Below are 20943 nucleotides of genomic sequence, written 5' to 3'. Positions count from 1 at the left end.
GGAAAAGCGTTTTCTATTATTACTGATTACTTTGTTCCAGCATCTTCTTCATATCCTTCAGCAGTGACATCACTGCATGCAACTGATCCCTCACCTGTTTCACCTCCAGGATCTCCTGCCGCAGATCCGTATCTCCTTTCCCATTGTTCACCTCCTCCTGCCTCTTCTGGTACATCGCCTCCAGCTTCATATCCAGGGTCTCAAAGGCCTCCAGGTTCACCGGCGGCGAAGACGGCTTCTCACCCGGCTTCTCCAGCATCTCCAGGATACACGTAAAATATGCCTGCAAATTGTGACTCAATAACTTGTATTCCGGCTGCGGAAACCTCACACCATTATGCGTCGTCCCATAATTCGCCAGCGCCGCAATATGCGAGATGATCGAATTATTCACTACTACAAAATGATAGACCTGCGAGCCATTCCGCTGCTTACTCTTCGGCTCCGACAGCATCCGCTGAAATGCTGACATCAGGTTCGCTGCACTTACATTCGAATCCTTCCTCGCTAATTTATAATCATTCAACACAAATGGATCCTGCGTATACATACGCATCACCTGCTCAAAGTACTTCGCGTTGCTCTTCACCATCTTAATCATATGGTTCGGCAGGGTATTCTTCTCCCAACTCGGCCATAGCAAAAGGTTCGCACAAAACGCAATGACGGCCCCAATGGTTGTATCCATCACTCTCCAACCTACATTATACAAATGCGCCGGATGCAAAAAGTGCAAAAGGAAAACTACAAACGGTGTCACAAAAAACACACTCAAAGTATACTGATGCGTCATAAAACTATACGCACCCAATATACAAAGGAGCATGGCAATGAAAATAATGGTATTATTCGCTGTCAGAAACAGGATCCCTGCTGCAAACAAAGCACCTGCTACCGTTCCATAGATACGCTGGTAACTTCTCGCTTTCGTAATACTAAAACCCGGTTTCAGGATCACGACGATTGTCAGCAGGATCCAGTATACCCTGTCCAGATGAAAGACCTGGCCGATTACATACCCTGTTACCGTCGCCAGACTCACACGCAGGGCATGCCTGAAAATGTGCGACTGGAAAGTCAGGTTATTCAAAAAGGTTTCCAAATCATACTGGCCATGGCTCGTAAAACTTGACAACTGTAATCTTGGGTCTATGATTTCATCTTTCACCCTTTCCAGGCGGGTAAGGCGGTGCAGGTTATAAATGCGCTGCGCCATATCGGACAGGTTATGAAGGATATTGGAAAGCACTAATAAGCGTGTTCTTTCTTTTACTGTAGGTAAAGTCTTCCTGATCTCATCCACCGCCTTTTGCACTTTCACAATCTCATATTTCAGGTTTGCCTTTGGCAATGAGCGCTGCCCTGCGGCTACCGCGTCACCGATGATTTTCAGTTCACCTACAATTTCAAGAATCAGTGAATGAAATTTATCCAGGATACCTGCATTGTCAAATGATTCATGGAGTGCCTGGTAATCAGTCTGCGCGGCCATGATCTGCTCCTGCAGATCGACCATGTCGAGAAAGATGAGCACCAGGGCCTTATTGATACTTGTCGTACCTTCCTGGTGAGAGCGTCTTTTCAGTAAGAGTTCGCGGACCGCTTCCTGTTTTTCACTCACTACCACCTGCTGCGCGAGCACGTCTTTATATATTTCGTCAATCTTATTACCAGCGTCCGGATCGTAGAACCGCGCCCTTGCCAGCAGGTAATCCGCCGTTTCGTTAATACACTCGGCGAGCATTTGCTGTACACTCAGGTAAGGCCGGATCTGCCAGAGCACCAGGGCCAGAAGCCCATACCATACCGCACCCAATAAGATATAGAGACTGTGAATGAAAGCCTCGTGAACCGAAACCGGTTTTTCGCCAAGGATGGACACCATCACGAGCATTACCCCTATCCCGATATTTCCCCCTCTGTTGCCATAAACAAGCAACATAGGGTTCAAAAAGCAACAGATCAATATATAGAAGGTCATCAATACCGGGTAAGGCATGAAGATCGAGGTGGTGAGGGCGGTCGCCCAAATGAAACCAATGGCAATAAGGGTCCCGTTTCGCTTATGAATAGCGGTGCCTGGAACGTCCGAGAGGGCAGTAGCAAGGGCACCGAGAGAGATAACGATCCCGAGTGGGAGGTTGCCCATCAGTGAGCAGACTACAGAAGGCACGACCACACTGATGGTAGTACGTAAACCAGTACTAAAATGATAGCTGTAGATGAAATTCCTGACTTCCTGGATCCAGTGCCGCATGTAGAAATTAAATATGTGCAAAGATAGTCATTCAAAGATTATACCCGGTGGTGGACCCCCAACTATTCCGGGGCTTTAGGGCTGGAATAGTTGGCCTGATGCCCATTTTAAATTTTAGCATAAAATGGAAAAAATCCCTAATTTGTGCCCCCTGTTAGTCCATACCATATCGGCTAACCCATCATTATAATTCATCTAAAGCAATGATCGTCAACAACCTGTCTGAAATTTATACACACCTGTGTATAATTAAATTTCCCCCGACATGTCCATCTATTATAAATTACTGCTTTCTTTGAAAAAATAATGACTGGAAACATAATTGTGCTGTGAATGGCAAATCTGATACAAGAAATCAGAGAAATCATAGTTATCTTTGACGGCTTAAAAAAAACAAAGAGGAGCAATTGTGCGTTTAAAAACATTAGAAATCAAAGGCTTCAAAAGTTTTGCAGACAAGACTGTCTTACACTTCGATGAAGGTGTAACCGGGGTTATAGGCCCCAACGGCTGTGGCAAAAGTAATATTATCGACTCCATCCGATGGGTTATCGGTGAGCATAAGATCTCAAATCTCCGCTCTGAAAACCAATCCGGCCTGGTGTTCAACGGCTCCAAAACCCGCTCCGCCAGTGGGATGGCTGAAGTAAGCCTCACGTTTGAGAATACCCGCAATGTACTCCCTACTGAGTTTACCACCGTCACTATCACCCGCAAATTCTATAAAAACGGCGATTCCGAATACCGGCTCAACGACGTAGCCTGCCGACTCAAAGACATCCATAATCTCTTTATGGATACCGGTGTCAGCACAGACTCCTACGCCATCATCGAACTCGGTATGGTAGATGATATCATCAAAGATAAAGAGAACTCCCGCCGCCGCATGCTCGAACAAGCCGCCGGTATCTCCATCTACAAAACCCGTAAAAAGGAGGCCAAGACTAAGCTCGATGCCACCGAAGGTGACCTGAACCGTATTGAGGACCTGCTGTTCGAAATCAACAACAACCTCAAAACCCTCGAAGCACAGGCCCGCAAAGCTGAACGCTTCTACGAAATCAAAAAAGAATACAGAGAAGTCTCTATAGAACTGGCCAAAGCTGCCCTTGAAGGTTTTAATGTTGAATTCAAAGACCTGACAGACAAGCAACAAGCCGAATCAGATAAGAAACTGGCCCTGGAAGCTGACATCACCAAAGATGAAGCCTCCGTAGAAGAAGATAAACTGCACTTCGTAGCCAAGGAACGCGAACTGTCCGTACTGCAGAAATCCTTTAACGAACTGGTTGCCACCATCCGTACCAAGGAAAACGACAAGAACCTCGCGACCCAACAACTTACCTACTTAAAGGAAAGAGAACGCAACATCAGCTCCTTCCTCGCCAACGCCGAAGGACAACTGCAAGGTCTCACCGACTCCATCGCCTTTACCGAAAACCAGGTCACAGAAGAACAGGAAGTGTTCGATTCCCTCCAGGACCAACTGGAAGGCCTGCAGGACATGGTTGATGAAAAGAAGGAATCCTTTAATCAGAAGAAACTGGCCCTCGAAACCCTCCGCCGCGATCAGCAACAATGGCAACGCCAGCAGTTCGAAGCAGAGAAGAAAGTGGCCGTAGCTGATACCTCGGTACAAAACCTGGTGCGCAGCATCCAACAGCTCCAGGAAGAAAAAGCCAACCGCCAGCTGCAAATTACCCAGCTGGAAGAAGAAAAGGCCGCACTCCAGGATACCCTGCTGGATAGTAAGGCAGACCTGGAAGATATGATTGCTTTCCAGGAAGAGACCAAAGGCAAGATCCTCACCACCCAGGGCGAAATCGAAGGACTCCGCGATAAACTGGTGGATGAGAACCGTACCCTCGATCAGAAAAAGAACGAGTACGACCTGCTGAAATCTCTCGTTGACAGCCTGGAAGGTTACCCCGACAGTATCAAATTCCTTAAGAAAAATACCGACTGGAACAATAAAGCCCCCATTCTCAGCGATATCTTCTTCTGTCGTGAAGACTACCGCACCTGCGTAGAGAACCTGCTCGAACCTTACCTGAACTATTATGTTGTAAATAACGCCGCTGAAGCCATTCAGGCAATCAATCTCCTGGACGACAACAAAAAGGGTAAAGCCAATTTCTTTATCCTGGACCAGTTCCATCACCAGGGCGGCCAGCTCTTTACCCCAACCAATACCATCCCGGCACTGGATGTGGTAGAGATCGACGAACGTTATAAAGGTCTGGGCAATTACCTGCTGGGCAAAGTATTCATCGCCGACAACGTAACAGGAATCGAATGGGACCAGCTCTCCGACCAGGATGTACTCGTGATCGAAAAGAGCGGCCGCATTGTACGTGGTAAATACAATATGAGCGGCGGTAGCGTAGGTGCTTTCGAAGGAAAGAAACTCGGCCGTGCCAAGAACCTCGAGAAACTGGATGAGGAAATCCGTGCTCTGGAGACAATCGTAGCTTCCCTGCGCGAACAGATCCAGGAAAAGCACAATCAAGTCCTGGGCTTCAACACCCAGCTGAATGAAAACAAGATCAACCAGCAGCGTGAAAAGATCAACCAGCTGAATAACCAGGTGTTTGGCCTGCAGAACAGGATTGAAAACTTCCGTCACCTCATCGATTCAGGCGATAAACGCCTGGCCGAAATGCAGCAATCCCTGGAACAAAACCAGGAAAGTATAGCCGGTGTGAGGGAAGAACTGGAAGATCTGAACGAAAAGGTACATGCCCTGCATGACAGCATTGTCAATGCAGAACGCGCTGCCAGCGATGCAGAAGCCCAGTTCAACCAGGCAAACGTACAGTTCAACAACCAGAACTTACAGCAAACCCGCCAGCAATCCAAAGTAGCGGCCCTGCGCCAGGAACTGGATTTCAAACGCAAGCAACTGAGCGATCTGCACAACCAGATCACCAGCAATAAAAGTCAGCTGGAAGACGCAGTCGCCAATATCGCCGCTGCCGAAGACAAGCTGGGTGCTGCCGAAGATGGTCTGGTAGACCTCTTCCGCCGCAAAGCAGAAGAAGAGAAAGAACTGAACGAGAAAGACCAGGAATACTACAACTTCCGCAACATGCTGCAGGAAAAGGAAACCAGTCTCCGTACCCGCACCCGTGCGCGTGAAGAACTGGACCGTGCCCTGACCGTGATAAAGGACAAGGTGAACGAACTGAAACTGCAGTTGGCCTCCATGAAGGAACGCCTTAGTGTGGAGTTCAAGGTAAACCTTGATGAGATTATAGATGAAGTGCGTAGCTCTACATTGCCGGCAGATGAATTGCAGGGTAGTGCAGAACGCCTGAAGAAGCGCCTGGAAAATATGGGTGAGATCAACCCAACAGCGATAGAAGCCTACCAGGAGATGAAGAAACGTTATGAGTTCATCCTGGAACAAAAGAATGACCTCGTGACAGCAAAAGAATCCCTGATGGCCACGATCCAGGAAGTAGAGGCAACGGCTAACCAGAAATTCCTGGAAACCTTTAACCAGGTGAAGGAAAACTTTGTTAGAGTATTCAAAGCGCTGTTTACAGAGGAGGATCAGTGTGATATGATCCTGAGTGATCCGGAAAACCTGGCAGACACAGGAATTGAAATCATAGCAAAGCCAAAGGGTAAGCGCCCGGCGGCAATCACACAGTTGAGCGGGGGGGAGAAGACCCTGACGGCAACAGCGTTGTTGTTTGCCATCTACCTGATCAAGCCGGCTCCATTCTGTATCTTGGATGAGGTGGATGCGCCGCTGGATGATGCGAACGTTGGGAAGTTTACGAATATGATCCGTAAGTTTTCAGATAATTCACAATTTATTATTGTCACGCATAATAAGCAGACAATGGCGGCAGTGGATGTGATCTATGGGGTGACAATGCAGGAGCCGGGAGTGAGTAAGCTGGTGCCGGTGGACTTTAGAAGTTTGAACTAAATTAAATTTTAGCCGCTTGGACTAAAATTTGAGGACTGGAATTCTAAATTATTTTCTGACAACTGCATGAAATTTTAAAATTCATTAGCTGTACGAACTTTTAGATTTCAGAAGTCTGAATTAACTTTACGCAACCAAACAAAAAACTTACATAGCTATGGGCACATGGGGTACCAGAAATTTTGAAAATGATGGTTCACTAGACTGGGTATTTGAAATGATTGATGCTAAGGATGGAGGCTTGATCGCTGATACCTTGCAGTTCTCATTGAACAAAGACGGTCTCCTCGACACTTCTGAATGCGAAGACGCATTGGCAGCCGCTGAAACAGTAGCCGCACTGACGGGTAAAGCCAGTGAAGATTATCCTGAAACTCCACTGGAAAAGCTGGATTCTTTAAACGTTCTGGCTACCCTGGCATTGAGAAAACTGGCAATTTCAGTAGTTGAAAAGATCAAGCTGAATTCTGAAATGAAGCAGACATATACAGACAGTGGTGAGGTAGAAGCGTGGTTTGCTGTACAGGATGAGCTGATCAGAAGACTGAGCTAATTACACCTGTAAATACCTGATTGAAAGCCTTTTGGACTTGTGCCAGAAGGCTTTATCTATTTGTAGTCATACAAGCGGCATTACTGCCTGCCTCAATAAAAAAGGGGGGCGACTATTGGTCGCCCCCCTTTTTTATATATGGAATAATATTAAATCAGGATCCCTGCAATCGTCGCTGATAAATAACTCGCCAGTGTACCACAAAACAACGCTTTCAGGCCCAAGGCTGCCAGATCCCCTCTTCTCTCTGGTGCCAATACTCCAATACCACCAATCTGCATTCCCACACTACTAAAATTAGCAAACCCGCAAATCGCCACACTCACAATCAACAGGCCTTTAGAAGAAACCACCGGGATCGTCTTATCCGTCAAATGCTTAAACGCAATAAACTCGTTCACCGTCAGCTTCTGGCCCAGCAATGTCGCCACACTATTTACATCTCCATTCGGCACACCCATCGCCCATGCTACCGGATAAAACAATTTCCCGAAAATATAATTCAGACTCAAATTAAATTCAGGGTTGAATATATGCCCGATCTTCAGCAGGCCCCAGTCCAAAAACGCTATCAGGGCAATAAAACCAATGATCATTGCAATCACATTCATCGCAATCTTAAAGCCATCACTCGCACCATGCGAAATCGCATCAATCACATTCACATAATGACTCTTTACATCCAGTTTTACAACACCCATAGTCTGTGACTCCTCGGTTTCCGGAAAGACGATCTTCGAAATCACCAATGCACCCGGTGCCGCCATCAGACTCGCCGTAATCAGCATTGGTGCCAGGTCCATGCCCGCAGCCAGGCCCATATTGGAATACACTACCAGGATCCCCCCGGCTATACACGCCAGACTACCACTCATCGATGCCAGCAACTCACTTTTGGTCATATATGGCAAATAAGGACGAATCATTACCTGGGCCTCTATCTGCCCCACGAATGCACTCGCCACATTGCTCAAAGCCTCCGCACCACTCACACGCATCACCACATTCATCGCTTTGGCAATCACCGCCACAATCCGCTGCATAATCCCAAAGTGATAAAAGATCGCTACCAGCGCACAGACCAGGATAATTGCAGCCGTCACATTGAACGCAAATACAAAACCACTCTGCGCATAATCACTGATCGTATCAGGCGTCGGTTTCACCGCTATACCGGCATACACAAAAGCCGCACCTTCACGGGCAAACTGCTCCAGCTTACCCATCGCCTTACCTAATAACTGAAAAAACCGGAAAACCGGTGGTACCTTAAATACCAGCAGGGCAATTATTACCTGTAATCCGATACCACTAAATACAAGACGGAAATTGATCTTCTTTTTGTTGTTGGAAAATAAGTAAGCAAGTCCCAGGATGAGGATAATACCAAAAAGGCCCTGAAAACGTCCCATAAGCTAATTTAGATCTAGTAAGGAGCGAAGATAAAAACAAATAGGCAAATACTTAGGATGAAATTGCTGTAAATAGGAGCTTTTAAGGGGTAAAAATGGGTACTTTTTTCCCTGGATAATCGGATTTAGTTTTTTTCTAATGAAATGGGGATCCTGCTAAAGTTCTGGTTAGGTAACCAAGCATTTACCCCCTATCAAAATCACTTGCATTTAATATAATTTTATATCTAAATTGTCATTTCAATCGATTTCATAAATGAAAAACTGGACACTTTTCCTGGCTGCTGCTTACTGGCTCTCCGCCTGTACCAGCCCGGGACCGGCAAAGGATCAACATGCAGATTCCACCGCTATGAGACAAAAACTTGGTCCATCCCCTGTACTGGATGCCAAAACCGCTATCTCTCACATGCAGGTTGAAAAAGGACTCGAAATCCAGCTGGTCGCGTCGGAACCGTTGATCACAACTCCCGTTGCCATGACCTTCGACGACAAAGGCCGTATGTGGGTCGTTGAAATGATGGGTTACATGCCCGATACTGTCGGTACAGGCGAGGACGTACCCAATGGCAAAGTGGTAATCCTGGAGGATACCACCCATGACGGAATTGCTGATACCCGCAAGGTGCTCCTGGACTCGTTGATCCTGCCCCGTGCCATCTGCCTCGTACCCGGCGGCTTCCTGCTGGCAGAACCACCTAAACTCTGGTTCGTGCCTGTGAAAAACGACATCGCCGGCAAGCGCATACTCGTAGATGACAAATACACTGAAGGGGGCAACGTTGAGCACCAGCCCAACGGCCTGCTCCGCGCGATGGACAACTGGATCTATAATGCAAAATCTGATAAACGCTACCGCCAGATCAACGGTAAATGGGTGAAACAGGATACCCACTTCCGGGGGCAATGGGGTATATCCCAGGATAATTTCGGCCGTCTCTATTCCAATAATAACTCTGAGAACGTGCTTGGCGATTACTTTCCACCCGGCCTCGGTGCCCGCAACCCGAACCAGAAATCCATCGCTGGTTATGATGAGAAGATCGTTCCGGACAACCGTGTATATCCTATTCACCCGACACCAGGTGTGAACCGGGGTTATATGAAAGGCGTCCTCGATGATAGTCTGCGACTGGTAGAAATGACCGCTGCCTGTAGTCCGCTCGTATACAGGGGGGGCCTGCTCGGCAAGGAATACAACAACAACATCTTTGTAGCAGAGCCCTGTGGCAACCTGATCAAACGTAATATTATCCAGGATAGCGGCTATATCGTAAAAGGCCGGCAGGCCTACCAGAAAAAAGAATTCCTGGCCAGCGATGATGAACGTTTCCGGCCTGTAAGTCTCTACGATGCACCCGATGGTGCCCTTTATATTGTAGATATGTACCGCGGGATCATCCAGCACAAAACTTACCTGACTCCTTATCTCAAAGATGAGATCAAGAGTCGTAAGCTGACCAACCCACTCAATTGCGGCCGCATCTACCGCGTTGTGCCGGCAGGGGCAAAGATCCGGCCGATGGCACTGGATAATAACCCTGACAAGCTCTTTGCCCTGTTGGAAAATCCGAACGGCTGGATCAGGGATAAGGCACAGCAGATGATCATTGATCATCACTACACCCAGCTCATTCCACACCTGAAGGAACGCCTGCACCAGGAAGGGAATACCTATGGTGCCATCCATGCACTATGGACACTGGAAGGTCTGGGGGCATTGCAATTCTCAGAAATTGAGTTCCTGCTCCATCAAAAGAACCCTTACTTACAGGCTGCGGCCATCGCTGCACTACCTTCGGTGAAGGCTCCTGCCGCCACCGCTTTGCTGACATCACTGGAAGAAAATGTATTCCTCGCGCCTTACATTGCGCTGGTATTACCATACCTGCCTAACAGTGCAGACCTGCAAACTAAATTGATGACACGCTATGCAAACGACCGTTATGTAGCAGATGCAATTATCAATAATAATGCTGGGAAAGAATCACAATTACTCACTCAGCTCATTCAGATAAATAGCGATACCACCATCGCCATGCGTCGTCATCTCGAAGCAATTATAAAAGATATCGAGAATCATCGCAAAGCAAAAATGACGGATGCACTCGTAAAAGAGTATCCAAGAGGAGCAAAGTTATTTGCCAATATTTGCCAGACCTGTCACGGAAAAGACGGGGATGGAATCAAATCTTTAGCTCCTCCGCTGAATCAGTCACAGTTAGTAACCGGCGACAAGAAACGGCTGATTTCCATAGTGTTATACGGCCTTACCGGACCAATTGATGTAAATGGAAAACACTATAAAGCACCCGAAATCAGTGCAGATATGCCGGGGATTGGAAGTAATGATGAATACAATGATCAGGACATTGCGGAGGTGCTTAGCTTCATCAGAAATTGTTGGAGTAACCAGGGATCGAAGGTAACGGATAAGGATATACAGGAAATAAGGAAGAAGTACAAAGGAAGGCAAAAGCCGTTTACGATAGAAGAGTTGAATTAAAAATACAGGTTGAGTTAACTTCCCTGGTAAAATAAAGAGGTTGTATCAAAAGTAATCTGGTAGCATTTAGCATTCAATAAAAGAAAATGCTTTCCACCAGGAATCCGGATTAAATCCCGGAAATTATACTTTTGCTACAACCTCTTTTTAATTTTTATTATCTGGCATCAGGCAATGTAATTGTATCAGCTACGGTAACCTGTCCTGTCGTCACACTCACACCTTCAATAGCTGCCGGTGCCAATGTGGAATCAGTAGATACCACATGCAGACTATACGTACCTGCATCAATACCCTTCAATAAATATGCACCTCCTGCTCCGGTATACGTACTGGCTACTGTATCCGTACCATTGATCAGCATTACTGCTGATGGTACCACTGCCGGCAATACCACGCCTTTCACACTACCGCCCTGCGCTTCGAGGATCGTTCTGATCACCGGATTCAATACATACTTACCTGCGGTACCTGCTTCATGAACAGATTTAGCCACGTCAAAATCCAGCAGTAATTTGTACAGGATGCCTTCTGATACCGGCATGTTGATCTTTAATTTGATACCGGATGATTGTCCGCTGGGTGTTTGCATCCTGATGGAGTCACCACTGTTGGTCACAACCCAGTTGTCATCTCCCAGCACCAGCCTGATCTCCTTAAGTGTGCCTGAGGCGATAGCTGCATCTGCCAATACGGTGTCCTTATCGTTCACCAATGTAAGCAGGTTGTAAATGCCCTTCTTCACACCGGGCAAACTTTGCCAGCCATTGTCATCGCTGTCAGAATAGTTGACATTGATTTCCTGTACATCAATGTACACAGCTTTGTAATCACCCGGATCGTCAGTCAGTGCAATCTGGATCTGTGATTTACCTTCCTTGTCGTTTTTTGAACATGCTGTAAAGCAAAAAGAGAGTGTAGATGCAAATAATAGTCCCTTCGTCAGATTTACGAAATTGGTTTTTCTCATTGATACTTGGTTTATGTAGGTTTTTCTAAAAACTAATACCAAATGTATAAAACTATATTTATATATTTAAGAAGATTTCCTTTTTATATAAACAAAAAAGCAGATGAATTGATCATCTGCTTTTTATAATTCTCTTATGGAGGGTCGATTTTACTTCGCCATTAATTCCTCATCAGAAAAAACAACGTCTGTATAATCTTTAATCTCATTATAAACAGTATCTCTCTCTACCGGTCTTCTGCCTGCCTGCTTTATCAGCATGGCCAGTTGAGCGGTATTCATGCTCGGGTTCTGCTCTTCAGCGCCCGCCATTGAGTAGATCTTCGTAGTATCATCGATGGTACCATCCAGGTCATTCACTCCAAATGAGAGAGTCAGCTGCGCGCTTTGTCTGCCCAGCATTGGCCAGTAAGCTTTCAGATGCGGGAAGTTGTCCATATACAGGCGTGCGATTGCATACAAGCGCAGGTCTTCAATTACGGAAACCTCACCTACATGTTCCATTTCATTATCCTTATTCCTGAACTTCAGGGGAATGAAGGTATTGAATCCTCCTGTTTCGTCCTGCAAGCGGCGCAGGCGCTCCATATGATCCACCCTGTGCCAGTACTGCTCTACGTGACCATACAGCATGGTTGCATTCGTATGCATACCCAGGTTATGGGCTGTCCTGTGGATATCCAGCCAGCCATCTGCATCTACTTTATCATGGCAGATCTGTGCACGGATATCAGGATGGAAGATTTCCGCACCGCCACCCGGCATGGATTGCAGACCGGCATCGTGCAGTTTTTTCATCCCTTCCTGTACACTCAGTTTGGCTTTGCGGAACATATAGTCCAGCTCTACCGCTGTAAATCCTTTGATATGTAAATCAGGACGGTGAGCCCTGATCTTTTCCAGCAGTTCTACAAAGAAATCCAGGTTCATTTTCGGATGCACACCACCTACGATGTGCACTTCCGTAACTGGTTGGCCGTCATACTTCTTAACGATGTCCAGCATTTGGTCAACGCTCAGTTCCCAGCCTTCCTCTTTATGCTTATAAAGCTTTGAATATGAACAGAATTTACAAGTGAAGATACAAACGTTCGTTGGCTCAATATGGAAGTTCCTGTTGAAGTAGGTTTTATCCCCATGCATACGTACCCGTACGAAATTGGCCAGCGCACCCACATAGCCCAGTTCGCCTTTTTCAAACAGCAGTATGCCCTCATCAGTCGTCAGCCGCTCACCTGCGAGCACCTTTTCTCCAATGGTCTTCAATGCTTTATCCAGCCTGGCATCCTGCAACAGCGTTTCCACTGCAGGATAATCGTTTTGAGTTATCATCTCTAATTCACTTTTATGATCTTATAAGTCTTTGCCTTAGTATTCCGGTAAATTAACTTTACAAAATAAACACCATTTGGCTCATTTACCAAATCAAAAGTGAAACGATTGCTGCCATCGATATTGGAGCCACGCTGACTCGCGATCATTTGCCCTGAAGTATTATATAAACCAATGTAATCCAGGTTGTCCGGCTTTTCCAGGAAGGTCACGTAGAGTGCCCCGGATGTCGGAACCGGTCCTACGGTAATACCTTTTTCCTTCAGGTAAGGGAGCGTAGACTTCGTCACGATGTTGATATTGTCCAGGTATATATTGTTCTCGTTATTGGCGATGTTCCTGAATACGACCCTGAACTGGCCCTTCTTCATGATAGGAGTCAGGTTCACAGAATCCCTGCGCCATTGTGCGGCGGTAGGTACAAATTCTGAGGTTACCGGTGTTTTTACCGTTACCAGGGTACTATCCTCTTTATTGTAAAGGGTATCGTAGGTAAGGGAACAGTCGGAAGTGGTCATCACCAGGAGCCTGTCCCAATAAGTATTCGAATTGTCAGTAATGTTCGTATAGCTGGCTGCTGCCACATCGAAGAAGAGGAAGATGGAATCCACACCGCCCGGATCAATGGTCGGGGTACGGATATCGTCTGCCTCGTCGTTGACCTGGTAGGCATGGTTGCGGACCACGATGGCGTAGTAGCTGCTATCGCCACGGCTTACGGTGGTCCTTTCCCAGGTATAAGATCCATCCGGATTGCTGATCTCCCAGCCGGCAGGCGGGAAGGTGCTGCTTTCGAAACCCTCTTTCAGGGGGAAGGTGATGTTGTTATAATAGCTTAAGGTGCTCCAGGCAGTATCATTAGTGGCATCATCGTCCGCGGATCCATTCGGGAGAGTGGTCCATGCTTTCAGCACATGCTCACCCACATCGAGTGAACTGGTAGGCAGACTAACGGTATCTGATTTCAGTGCTGCCAGACTACCCGTCCAGGCCGTGGTATACACGGTGCCTTCGTCGGTCTGGTAGTTGATGTTCACTTTGGTGAGGGTGGTCAGACCCATATTTTTCAGGAGAACGGAAGGTGTAATGCTGGCATCACACTGTTGGTTGTATGGGCTGATTACATTTTCTACCTGTGCATCGAGTGTTTTCAGGTCCAGGGGAGTACAGCCATTGGAGTTGAGCAGGCTAGCCCTGTCATCGGTGAGGGTAGTACGGATCACGTCTACCTGTTCGGTGGTGAAGAGTACCAGGCAGGCATCGTCGGAGTAGTCCATGTAATTTTCGAACATATACCCCGGATTACTGCTTGCGCACTGGTCAACCTGTGGCCATGCCGGACAGCCATAAGTTGCTTTTGCCTGTTTAGGCGTATCATCGATGCCATCGTCCGCGGCACAGGCATCTTCATCGCCCCAGATGTGGCGGAGGTTGAAGTAGTGACCTATTTCGTGGGTGGCGGTACGGCCTTTATTGTATGGAGAGGTGGCGGTACCGGTGGTACCGAAACCGGTATAATCAATTACAACGCCCTGCTGGTCGTCAGCATATAAACCCGGGAAAGTAGCTACACCGAGGTAACCACTTTCGAGATGAGTGACCCAGATATTGAGATAGCTATCACCGTCCCATTGGGGGGTACCACCGGTGCTGGTAAACTTTACGGCCTTTGCAGCAGAACTAATACTAAAGCTTGATTTTGTGGTAGTTATACGCTCTATCCCATTTGTTACTTCACCTGAAGGGGTACGTTGAGCGAGGCAAAACTGGATTTTGGCGTTTCCGATCAGGGCTTTCCAGACAGCTGGGAGAATGCTGGTATCGGTATTGAGGGCAGCATAGTCCTTGTTGAGTACATCGATCTGGGATTGCACCTGGGCATCGGTCACTGCGTTGGGATTTTGCAGTACAATGTGAACGACTACCGGGATGGTAACGGTGTTGTAAGTAGCGGTTGCTTTGGCTTCGGCCCTGGTAGTTTTGAGTGTGGTGATTTTTGAGCGGTTGCGTGCTTCGATCTTATCACGTAGTACCTGCAAAGAGGGATTTTCCCTGATCTGTTCCTGAACAGCGATTTCGGTGCCGCACTGACGCTGGCCCCAGGCAGGTAATGATAGGAAGACGGTTAGGATAAAAAGGGTAAAATTGCGCAATGTTCAAGTTTGAAAGTTAAAATTAGCGGCTGTTGACCGAAAATTCCGGGGAAAGGTACAATCTTTTGTTACACACCTGAGAGATAATTTCCAAAAGTTAGGGTATCATATTGAATAAGTTCCCGGCTATTTACAACGGGGATTTACTCAAAAAATGCATGCCTTCGATTTAGAAAATTGGTTCTGTAGCAATTAATTGGCTTTCGACAGTTTGACCGCGTTTTTTTTGTATTGTTTAAAACGCGATCATGTTATATTTCGTATTTGGGGGATTTTTCGAACATGGGGGTTCTATCCTGGCAATAGGGGAGATAATTTACTAAAAGTGCACCATTAGGTACCGTAGGGTTACCTGAATATCCAATCGAAATACGGGAGACCTTATAACGTCGAACAAGCGTCGAAGAAGCGTCGAACAAGCATCGAAGAAGCGTCGAAGAAGCATCGAACAAAGGTCGAAGAAGCGTCGAACAAACGTCGAACAATAGCCTTGAAATATCGTGGGAAGCATACATAAGTCCCTAAACAGGTATAAAAAAAGGGCGACCCTAAAGAGTCGCCCTTTTTAAAATTTATTGTCAAAGATTACAGATTTGCCTGAATCTTCTTTTCTAATACTGAACGAGGCGCAGCACCTACTTGTTTATCTACCACCTGACCATTCTTGATGAACAGAATTGCAGGAATACTTGTAATTCCGTAGTTGATAGATAACTGAGGGTTCTGGTCAACGTTTACTTTACCAACATTAACCTTACCAGAGTAATCCTTAGACAGCTCTTCGATCACTGGACCGATAGCGCGACAAGGACCACACCATTCTGCCCAGAAATCAATTACGCTCAATTTGTCTGAGCTCAACACTTCCGTTTGGAAGTTGGAATCAGTGAATTCTAATGCCATGTTATTAATATTTATAAAAATTTCTAAAATCTTGTTATTTACTCTGCAAGAATCAAACCGGGCGCAAATTACTGCTTTTTTGGCATGTTCTGCAAATCGTTATATCGATTATTTACGATGCAAGTTAAATCATTTTTTATCGCATACTTATTGATAGTATCTATACATGTATCAAGTTCCGGCGAATTGGTTCTTTTGTCCGCATTATTGGTTTTAGTGAAGTAAGCGGAATTTTCATTGCTCAAGCAGATTTTCTTTACACAAGCGGTTTGAACAAAAAAATGCAAGCCTCCATGGTTCCCTTCACCCCAGGCGGCATTTTACTTCGCCGTCTCTATATACACATCCAGATCCGGCTGCTTCGACAGGAAATGCGCCAGCTCATCATTCATCTCAATATGCTTATTAAACGTATGCATCTTCACCTGCAAATCATTATCCCTATCCACCAATTGCAAAAATAACTCACTGGACCCCGGATATTTATTAATATTATCTACCAAAAAGTCGACCAGATCCCTCGTTATAAACTTCGGCATCGTCACCAATCCCACCTTTTTCGTATGCGTCTTCTTCACCTCCTGCAATAACTGGATGCTATTCACCTTAAACTCATACTCGCTATCATTAAATCTCTTCGCTTTAAACCCACCATTGATAAACAAACACAATCCCGTTTTCAGGTAAGGCGCAAACCGGATGAAGTCCTCACTCCACAACGCAAACTCAAATTTCCCGCTATAATCCTCCACCGTCATGATGCCAAACTGTCTGTTATTCCTGGAGATTCGCTCCTGCGCACCAGTCACATACACAGCCAGCCTGAAGTTCTTTTCACGACCTGGTTTACCACCGCCAGGAGCCGTTATTTCCGCTTGGTATTCAACCAGTTCTGATACCTTGTTCATGTTGTAGAACCTGCTTTCGAACCTGTAATCATCCAGCGGATGGCCGGAAATGTATATCCCGGTTACCTCCCGCTCATTATTCAGTTTCAATATCAGCGGCCAGGGATCACAATTTGGCAGTTTAGGTGGCTCTATCGCCGGCATATCTTCATCCCCAAACAGGCTGCCGATATTGGAAGCACCTGCTGAGACCTGGTTGCCGAATTTTACGATCTTATCCAAACCTGTCGTTACATCATTCTCCGGTTTGTAGAAATACTGCGCTCTATGCAAGGCCGGGAAGCAGTCAAAAGCACCCGACATCGCCAGGGCTTCCAGCGATTTCTTATTTACCGCGCGCTGATTCACGCGCTTGATGAGGTCGAAGATATCCTTGAACGGACCATCTTTTTTACGCTCTTCCAGGATGTTTTCTACCGCTGCTTCACCCACACCTTTCAGACCTGCCAGGCCAAAACGGATCTGCCCCATTTTGTTCACCGCAAAACCCTTGAAAGATTCATTCGCATCCGGTGGCAATACGTCGATGCCCATGCGCTTCGCCTCTTCCATGAAGAAGGTGATCTTTTCAATATTGCTTGCACAGTTCAGTACCGCTGCCATATACTCGGCAGGGTAGTGGGCCTTCAGGTAGGCCGTCTGGTACGCCACGAAGGCATAACAGGTAGAGTGCGATTTGTTGAATGCGTAGGATGCAAATGCCTCCCAGTCCGTCCAGATCTTCTCACATATTTTCAGGTCATGGCCGTTCTTCTGGCAACCGTCCATGAACTGTTTCTTCATTTTGTCCAGTACCGCCTTCTGCTTCTTACCCATGGCTTTACGGAGTACGTCCGCATCACCTTTGGAGAAGTTCGCCAGTTTCTGGCTCAGCAGCATTACCTGCTCCTGGTATACGGAAATCCCGTAAGTATCCCGCATGTATTCCTCCATCTCCGGCAGGTCATAGACCGTCTCTTCCAGGCCATGTTTACGGCGGATGAACAAGGGGATGTACTCCAGTGGTCCCGGACGGTACAAGGCGTTCATCGCAATCAGGTCATCGAATCTATCCGGCTTCAGTTCGCGGAGGTACTTCTGCATCCCGGGCGACTCGAACTGGAAGGTAGCGTTTGTTTCGCCCTTCTGGTACAGCTCGTAGGTACGGGCATCATCCAGAGGAATGTCGTCTATGGAGATATCTATATTATGGTTTTGCTTGATCAGCTCCAGTGCTCCCTTGATAATGGTAAGGGTCTTCAGACCCAGGAAGTCCATCTTGATTACACCGGCGCTCTCGATGATGCTACCCTCGAACTGGGTCACCAGCAGGTCGGAGTCTTTGGCGGTGGATACGGGGATGAGGTCGTAGAGGTCCTTCGGAGCAATGATGATACCTGCCGCGTGGATGCCGGTATTACGCACAGAGCCCTCGAGTACGCATGCCTCGCGGAGCACTTCTCCCTGCAGGTCGTCGCCCTTGATGATTTCACGGAGCTTTCTTACGTTGTCCAGGTCTTCGGGGCCCAGGCCTTCTTTCTCGGCCAGGCTCTTTTCACCTTCATCGATGGGGGCGTTGAAGATACGGTCCAGCTGGATACCCGGTTTATCAGGGACCATTTTGGCAAGCATGTTGGATTCTACCAGGGGCAGGTCCATCACGCGGGCTACGTCCTTGATACTCATCTTGGCAGCCATGGTTCCATAGGTAATGATCTGTGCTACCTGGTTCTTGCCATATTTTTCTACTACGTAGTCAATTACTTTCTGCCGGCCTTCATCATCAAAGTCCGTATCAATATCGGGCATGCTCTTACGTTCCGGGTTCAGGAAACGCTCAAACAGGAGATTGTACTTGATCGGGTCAATATTGGTAATACCGATAGAATAGGCAACCGCCGATCCCGCTGCCGATCCACGGCCCGGACCGATAAATACCCCCAGGTCGCGGCCGGCCTTGATAAAGTCGGATACGATGAGGAAGTAACCGGCAAATCCCATGTTCTCGATTACCTGGAGTTCGAAATTAAGGCGTTCTTCGACTTCTGCTGTGATCTCGGCGTACTTGGCGCGGGCACCCTCGAAGGTAAGGTGGCGCAGGTACTGGTCCTGGGTAAAGAAACCCGGGGGAATCGGGAAGTTAGGCAGCAGAATGTCTTTTTTCAGGTCCAGGAGTTCCACCTTGTCCACGATCTCATTGGTATTGTCAATGGCTTGTGGCAGGTCGTGGAAGAGGGTTGACATCTCGTCCGTGGTCTTGAAATAGAACTCGTCGTTATAGAATGCGAAGCGGGTATTTTTCTTACCGCCTTCGTCTTCATTAAATTCTTTGTTGGTAGGAGTAGATTTCTTCTCACCGGTGTTGATACAGAGCAGGATATCATGTGCATTCGCATCTTCCTTGTCCACGTAGTGGGAGTCGTTGGATGCGATTACTTTCACATTGTATTTCTCTGCAAATTTCAGCAGGACCACATTCACCTTGTCCTGTTCCGGAATACCATGGCGCTGCATTTCTACATAGAAATCCTCGCCGAAGATGTCCAGCCACCATTTAAATTCCTTTTCTCCCGCATCTTCGCCATGCTTCAGGATGGCACGGGGCACGGAGGCACCGAGACAGCAGGTAGTGGCAATGAGCCCTTTATGATACTGGAGAATGAGTTCTTTGTCAATACGGGGATACTTACCGTACAGTCCCTCGATATAGCCGAGTGAACAGAGTTTAATGAGGTTGCGATAGCCTTCCTCGTTTTTGGCAAGGAGTACCTGGTGGTTACGGATATCCTTCTCATCGCGGGTAAAGGCGCGTTTGAAGCGGTTTTCTACCACGTAGAATTCACAGCCTACGATGGGCTTTACTTTCAGGCGCTTATCTTTTGGATCTTCCGGGTTGAGTCGATGGTTGTATGCTTCTGCCACAAACTGGAATACGCCAAACATATTACCGTGGTCAGTGATGGCAAGGGCTGGCTGGTTGCTGGCCATTGCTTTCTTGTACAGTGACTTGATATCTGCGGCTCCATCCAGGAGGGAGTACTGAGTATGAACGTGTAAGTGGGAGAAAATCATGGCACAAAATTCCGTTTCTTCAGGCACAAAGTTAGGTAAAAATTATCCACAAGGGGCTCCGGGGGATGTGGAGAGGATGGCTGGGAAAGGCAAAGTAGCCACTGCATAGGGATAGCGGGAAACTTGCTTTAAGCAGGGAATTTCACCGCTCATTCCCTTTTCAAATCCAAATAGAACACTTTAAAAACAATTATTATTAGTAATTTAGCTCAAATAATAACTATAAGCACATATGCCAGGAAGAAATGGATTTATTTGGGTGATCGGTATTTTTCTGTTAACAGCAAGTTCGTGTTCTGTTGTTAAAAATGCCCCTACTTCCAAAAAATCCAGGACCACTTCTTCCAGCTCTTCCCCGGAATTTCTCGATGGCTTTACTACTTCCAGCAATGCTAAGACGACTACCGTCAGCTATGCCAAAGTGAGTTTTTCCCAGGCCGCCAGTACTTACGTGGAAAACGCACCTTTGTGGCAATTCAAATATGCGCAGCTGCTGGATGTTCCGGTAGAGACGGTGCTGAATGCCAATTTGTTTTATTTTATTGAAGACTGGTGGGGTACGCCTTACCAGTTGGGCGGTCGCTCCAAGTCGGGGATTGACTGTAGTAATTTTGCCAATCAATTATTAAGCACCGTATTCCGTGTCAATTCTTCCGGTACATCTTCTGGTTTGTATGACAAGTCAAAGAAAGTGAGTAATGCGCAGATGAAAGCGGGTGATCTGGTCTTTTTTAAGATCAATCAATCGCAGGTCTCGCATGTAGGGGTATACCTGGATAATTCTAAGTTCGTACATGCTTCTACCAGTTCAGGCGTGATGATCAGTGACCTGAATGAGACCTACTGGAAGAAGTATTTTGTAGGAGCGGGGAGGATCAACTGAGTTCAAAATTTAACCCAGGCCGCCGCGGCGGAATTAAAAACACTACCTTAGCGAAAAATTTACGAGAGGGGAATA

11 protein-coding genes are annotated in these 20943 nt (G+C 46.9%); 4 read left to right on the top strand and 7 right to left on the bottom strand.

Going from position 1 to position 20943, the window contains the following annotated elements:
- Positions 1 to 19 precede the first annotated feature (19 nt).
- Positions 20 to 2257, bottom strand: a complete 2238-nt coding sequence (locus DXN04_RS16800; protein ID WP_116854544.1) for an FUSC family protein — start codon at positions 2255 to 2257, stop codon at positions 20 to 22.
- 409 nt (positions 2258 to 2666) lie between these two features.
- On the opposite strand from DXN04_RS16800, the gene smc reads away from it, so the two are divergent.
- Both smc and DXN04_RS16790 read left to right on the top strand, forming a co-directional pair.
- Positions 2667 to 6197 (top strand): chromosome segregation protein SMC, encoded by a 3531-nt coding sequence (gene smc, locus DXN04_RS16795; protein ID WP_116854543.1) that lies wholly within the window; start codon positions 2667 to 2669, stop codon positions 6195 to 6197.
- A 157-nt stretch (positions 6198 to 6354) separates the two neighbouring features.
- Positions 6355 to 6750 carry a DUF4259 domain-containing protein gene (locus DXN04_RS16790; RefSeq protein ID WP_116854542.1) on the top strand — a complete coding sequence of 132 codons (396 nt, stop codon included), beginning with the start codon at positions 6355 to 6357 and terminating at the stop codon, positions 6748 to 6750.
- 149 nt (positions 6751 to 6899) lie between these two features.
- Here DXN04_RS16790 and DXN04_RS16785 read toward each other — a convergent pair whose 3' ends face one another.
- Positions 6900 to 8162, bottom strand: a complete 1263-nt coding sequence (locus tag DXN04_RS16785) for a NupC/NupG family nucleoside CNT transporter (RefSeq protein WP_116854541.1) — start codon at positions 8160 to 8162, stop codon at positions 6900 to 6902.
- Positions 8163 to 8418: 256 nt separating this feature from the next.
- On the opposite strand from DXN04_RS16785, the gene DXN04_RS16780 reads away from it, so the two are divergent.
- Complete coding sequence (locus tag DXN04_RS16780; RefSeq protein WP_116854540.1) at positions 8419 to 10668, top strand: DUF7133 domain-containing protein; 2250 nt, start codon at positions 8419 to 8421, stop codon at positions 10666 to 10668.
- Between the two features lie 157 nt (positions 10669 to 10825).
- Here DXN04_RS16780 and DXN04_RS16775 read toward each other — a convergent pair whose 3' ends face one another.
- The 5 genes from DXN04_RS16775 to dnaE form a co-directional block, all read right to left on the bottom strand.
- Complete coding sequence (locus tag DXN04_RS16775; RefSeq protein ID WP_116854539.1) at positions 10826 to 11638, bottom strand: DUF4382 domain-containing protein; 813 nt, start codon at positions 11636 to 11638, stop codon at positions 10826 to 10828.
- 150 nt (positions 11639 to 11788) lie between these two features.
- Positions 11789 to 12970 (bottom strand): aminofutalosine synthase MqnE, encoded by a 1182-nt coding sequence (gene mqnE / locus DXN04_RS16770; RefSeq protein ID WP_116854538.1) that lies wholly within the window; start codon positions 12968 to 12970, stop codon positions 11789 to 11791.
- A gap of 2 nt (positions 12971 to 12972) precedes the next feature.
- Positions 12973 to 15123, bottom strand: coding sequence for a M43 family zinc metalloprotease (locus DXN04_RS16765; protein WP_116854537.1), 2151 nt, complete (start codon positions 15121 to 15123; stop codon positions 12973 to 12975).
- A 585-nt stretch (positions 15124 to 15708) separates the two neighbouring features.
- Positions 15709 to 16026: a thioredoxin gene (trxA, locus tag DXN04_RS16760; protein WP_072357364.1), complete on the bottom strand. Its 318-nt coding sequence runs from the start codon at positions 16024 to 16026 to the stop codon at positions 15709 to 15711.
- 320 nt (positions 16027 to 16346) lie between these two features.
- A complete protein-coding gene (gene dnaE, locus DXN04_RS16755; RefSeq protein WP_233525611.1) occupies positions 16347 to 20012 on the bottom strand; it encodes a DNA polymerase III subunit alpha in 3666 nt (1221 codons plus the stop codon).
- A gap of 205 nt (positions 20013 to 20217) precedes the next feature.
- Between dnaE and DXN04_RS16750 the strand changes: the two genes are divergently transcribed.
- Positions 20218 to 20868 (top strand): C40 family peptidase, encoded by a 651-nt coding sequence (locus tag DXN04_RS16750; protein WP_116854535.1) that lies wholly within the window; start codon positions 20218 to 20220, stop codon positions 20866 to 20868.
- Positions 20869 to 20943: the final 75 nt, after the last annotated feature.

It is taken from the genome of Chitinophaga silvisoli (assembly GCF_003412465.1).
GTDB lineage: Bacteria > Bacteroidota > Bacteroidia > Chitinophagales > Chitinophagaceae > Chitinophaga > Chitinophaga silvisoli.
The sequence above is the reverse complement of the archived record's forward strand: the minus strand, read 5'-3'. Positions and strand labels throughout refer to the sequence as shown.

What these genes read in the sequence shown, in the direction of transcription:
- DXN04_RS16785 (WP_116854541.1), bottom strand. Translation starts at nt 8,162, where the DNA reads ATGGGACGTTTTCAGGGCCTTTTTGGTATTATCCTCATCCTGGGACTT.
- DXN04_RS16790 (WP_116854542.1), top strand. Translation starts at nt 6,355, where the DNA reads ATGGGCACATGGGGTACCAGAAATTTTGAAAATGATGGTTCACTAGAC.
- DXN04_RS16800 (WP_116854544.1), bottom strand. Translation starts at nt 2,257, where the DNA reads ATGCGGCACTGGATCCAGGAAGTCAGGAATTTCATCTACAGCTATCAT.
- mqnE (WP_116854538.1), bottom strand. Translation starts at nt 12,970, where the DNA reads ATGATAACTCAAAACGATTATCCTGCAGTGGAAACGCTGTTGCAGGAT.
- trxA (WP_072357364.1), bottom strand. Translation starts at nt 16,026, where the DNA reads ATGGCATTAGAATTCACTGATTCCAACTTCCAAACGGAAGTGTTGAGC.
- DXN04_RS16780 (WP_116854540.1), top strand. Translation starts at nt 8,419, where the DNA reads ATGAAAAACTGGACACTTTTCCTGGCTGCTGCTTACTGGCTCTCCGCC.
- DXN04_RS16775 (WP_116854539.1), bottom strand. Translation starts at nt 11,638, where the DNA reads ATGAGAAAAACCAATTTCGTAAATCTGACGAAGGGACTATTATTTGCA.
- DXN04_RS16750 (WP_116854535.1), top strand. Translation starts at nt 20,218, where the DNA reads ATGCCAGGAAGAAATGGATTTATTTGGGTGATCGGTATTTTTCTGTTA.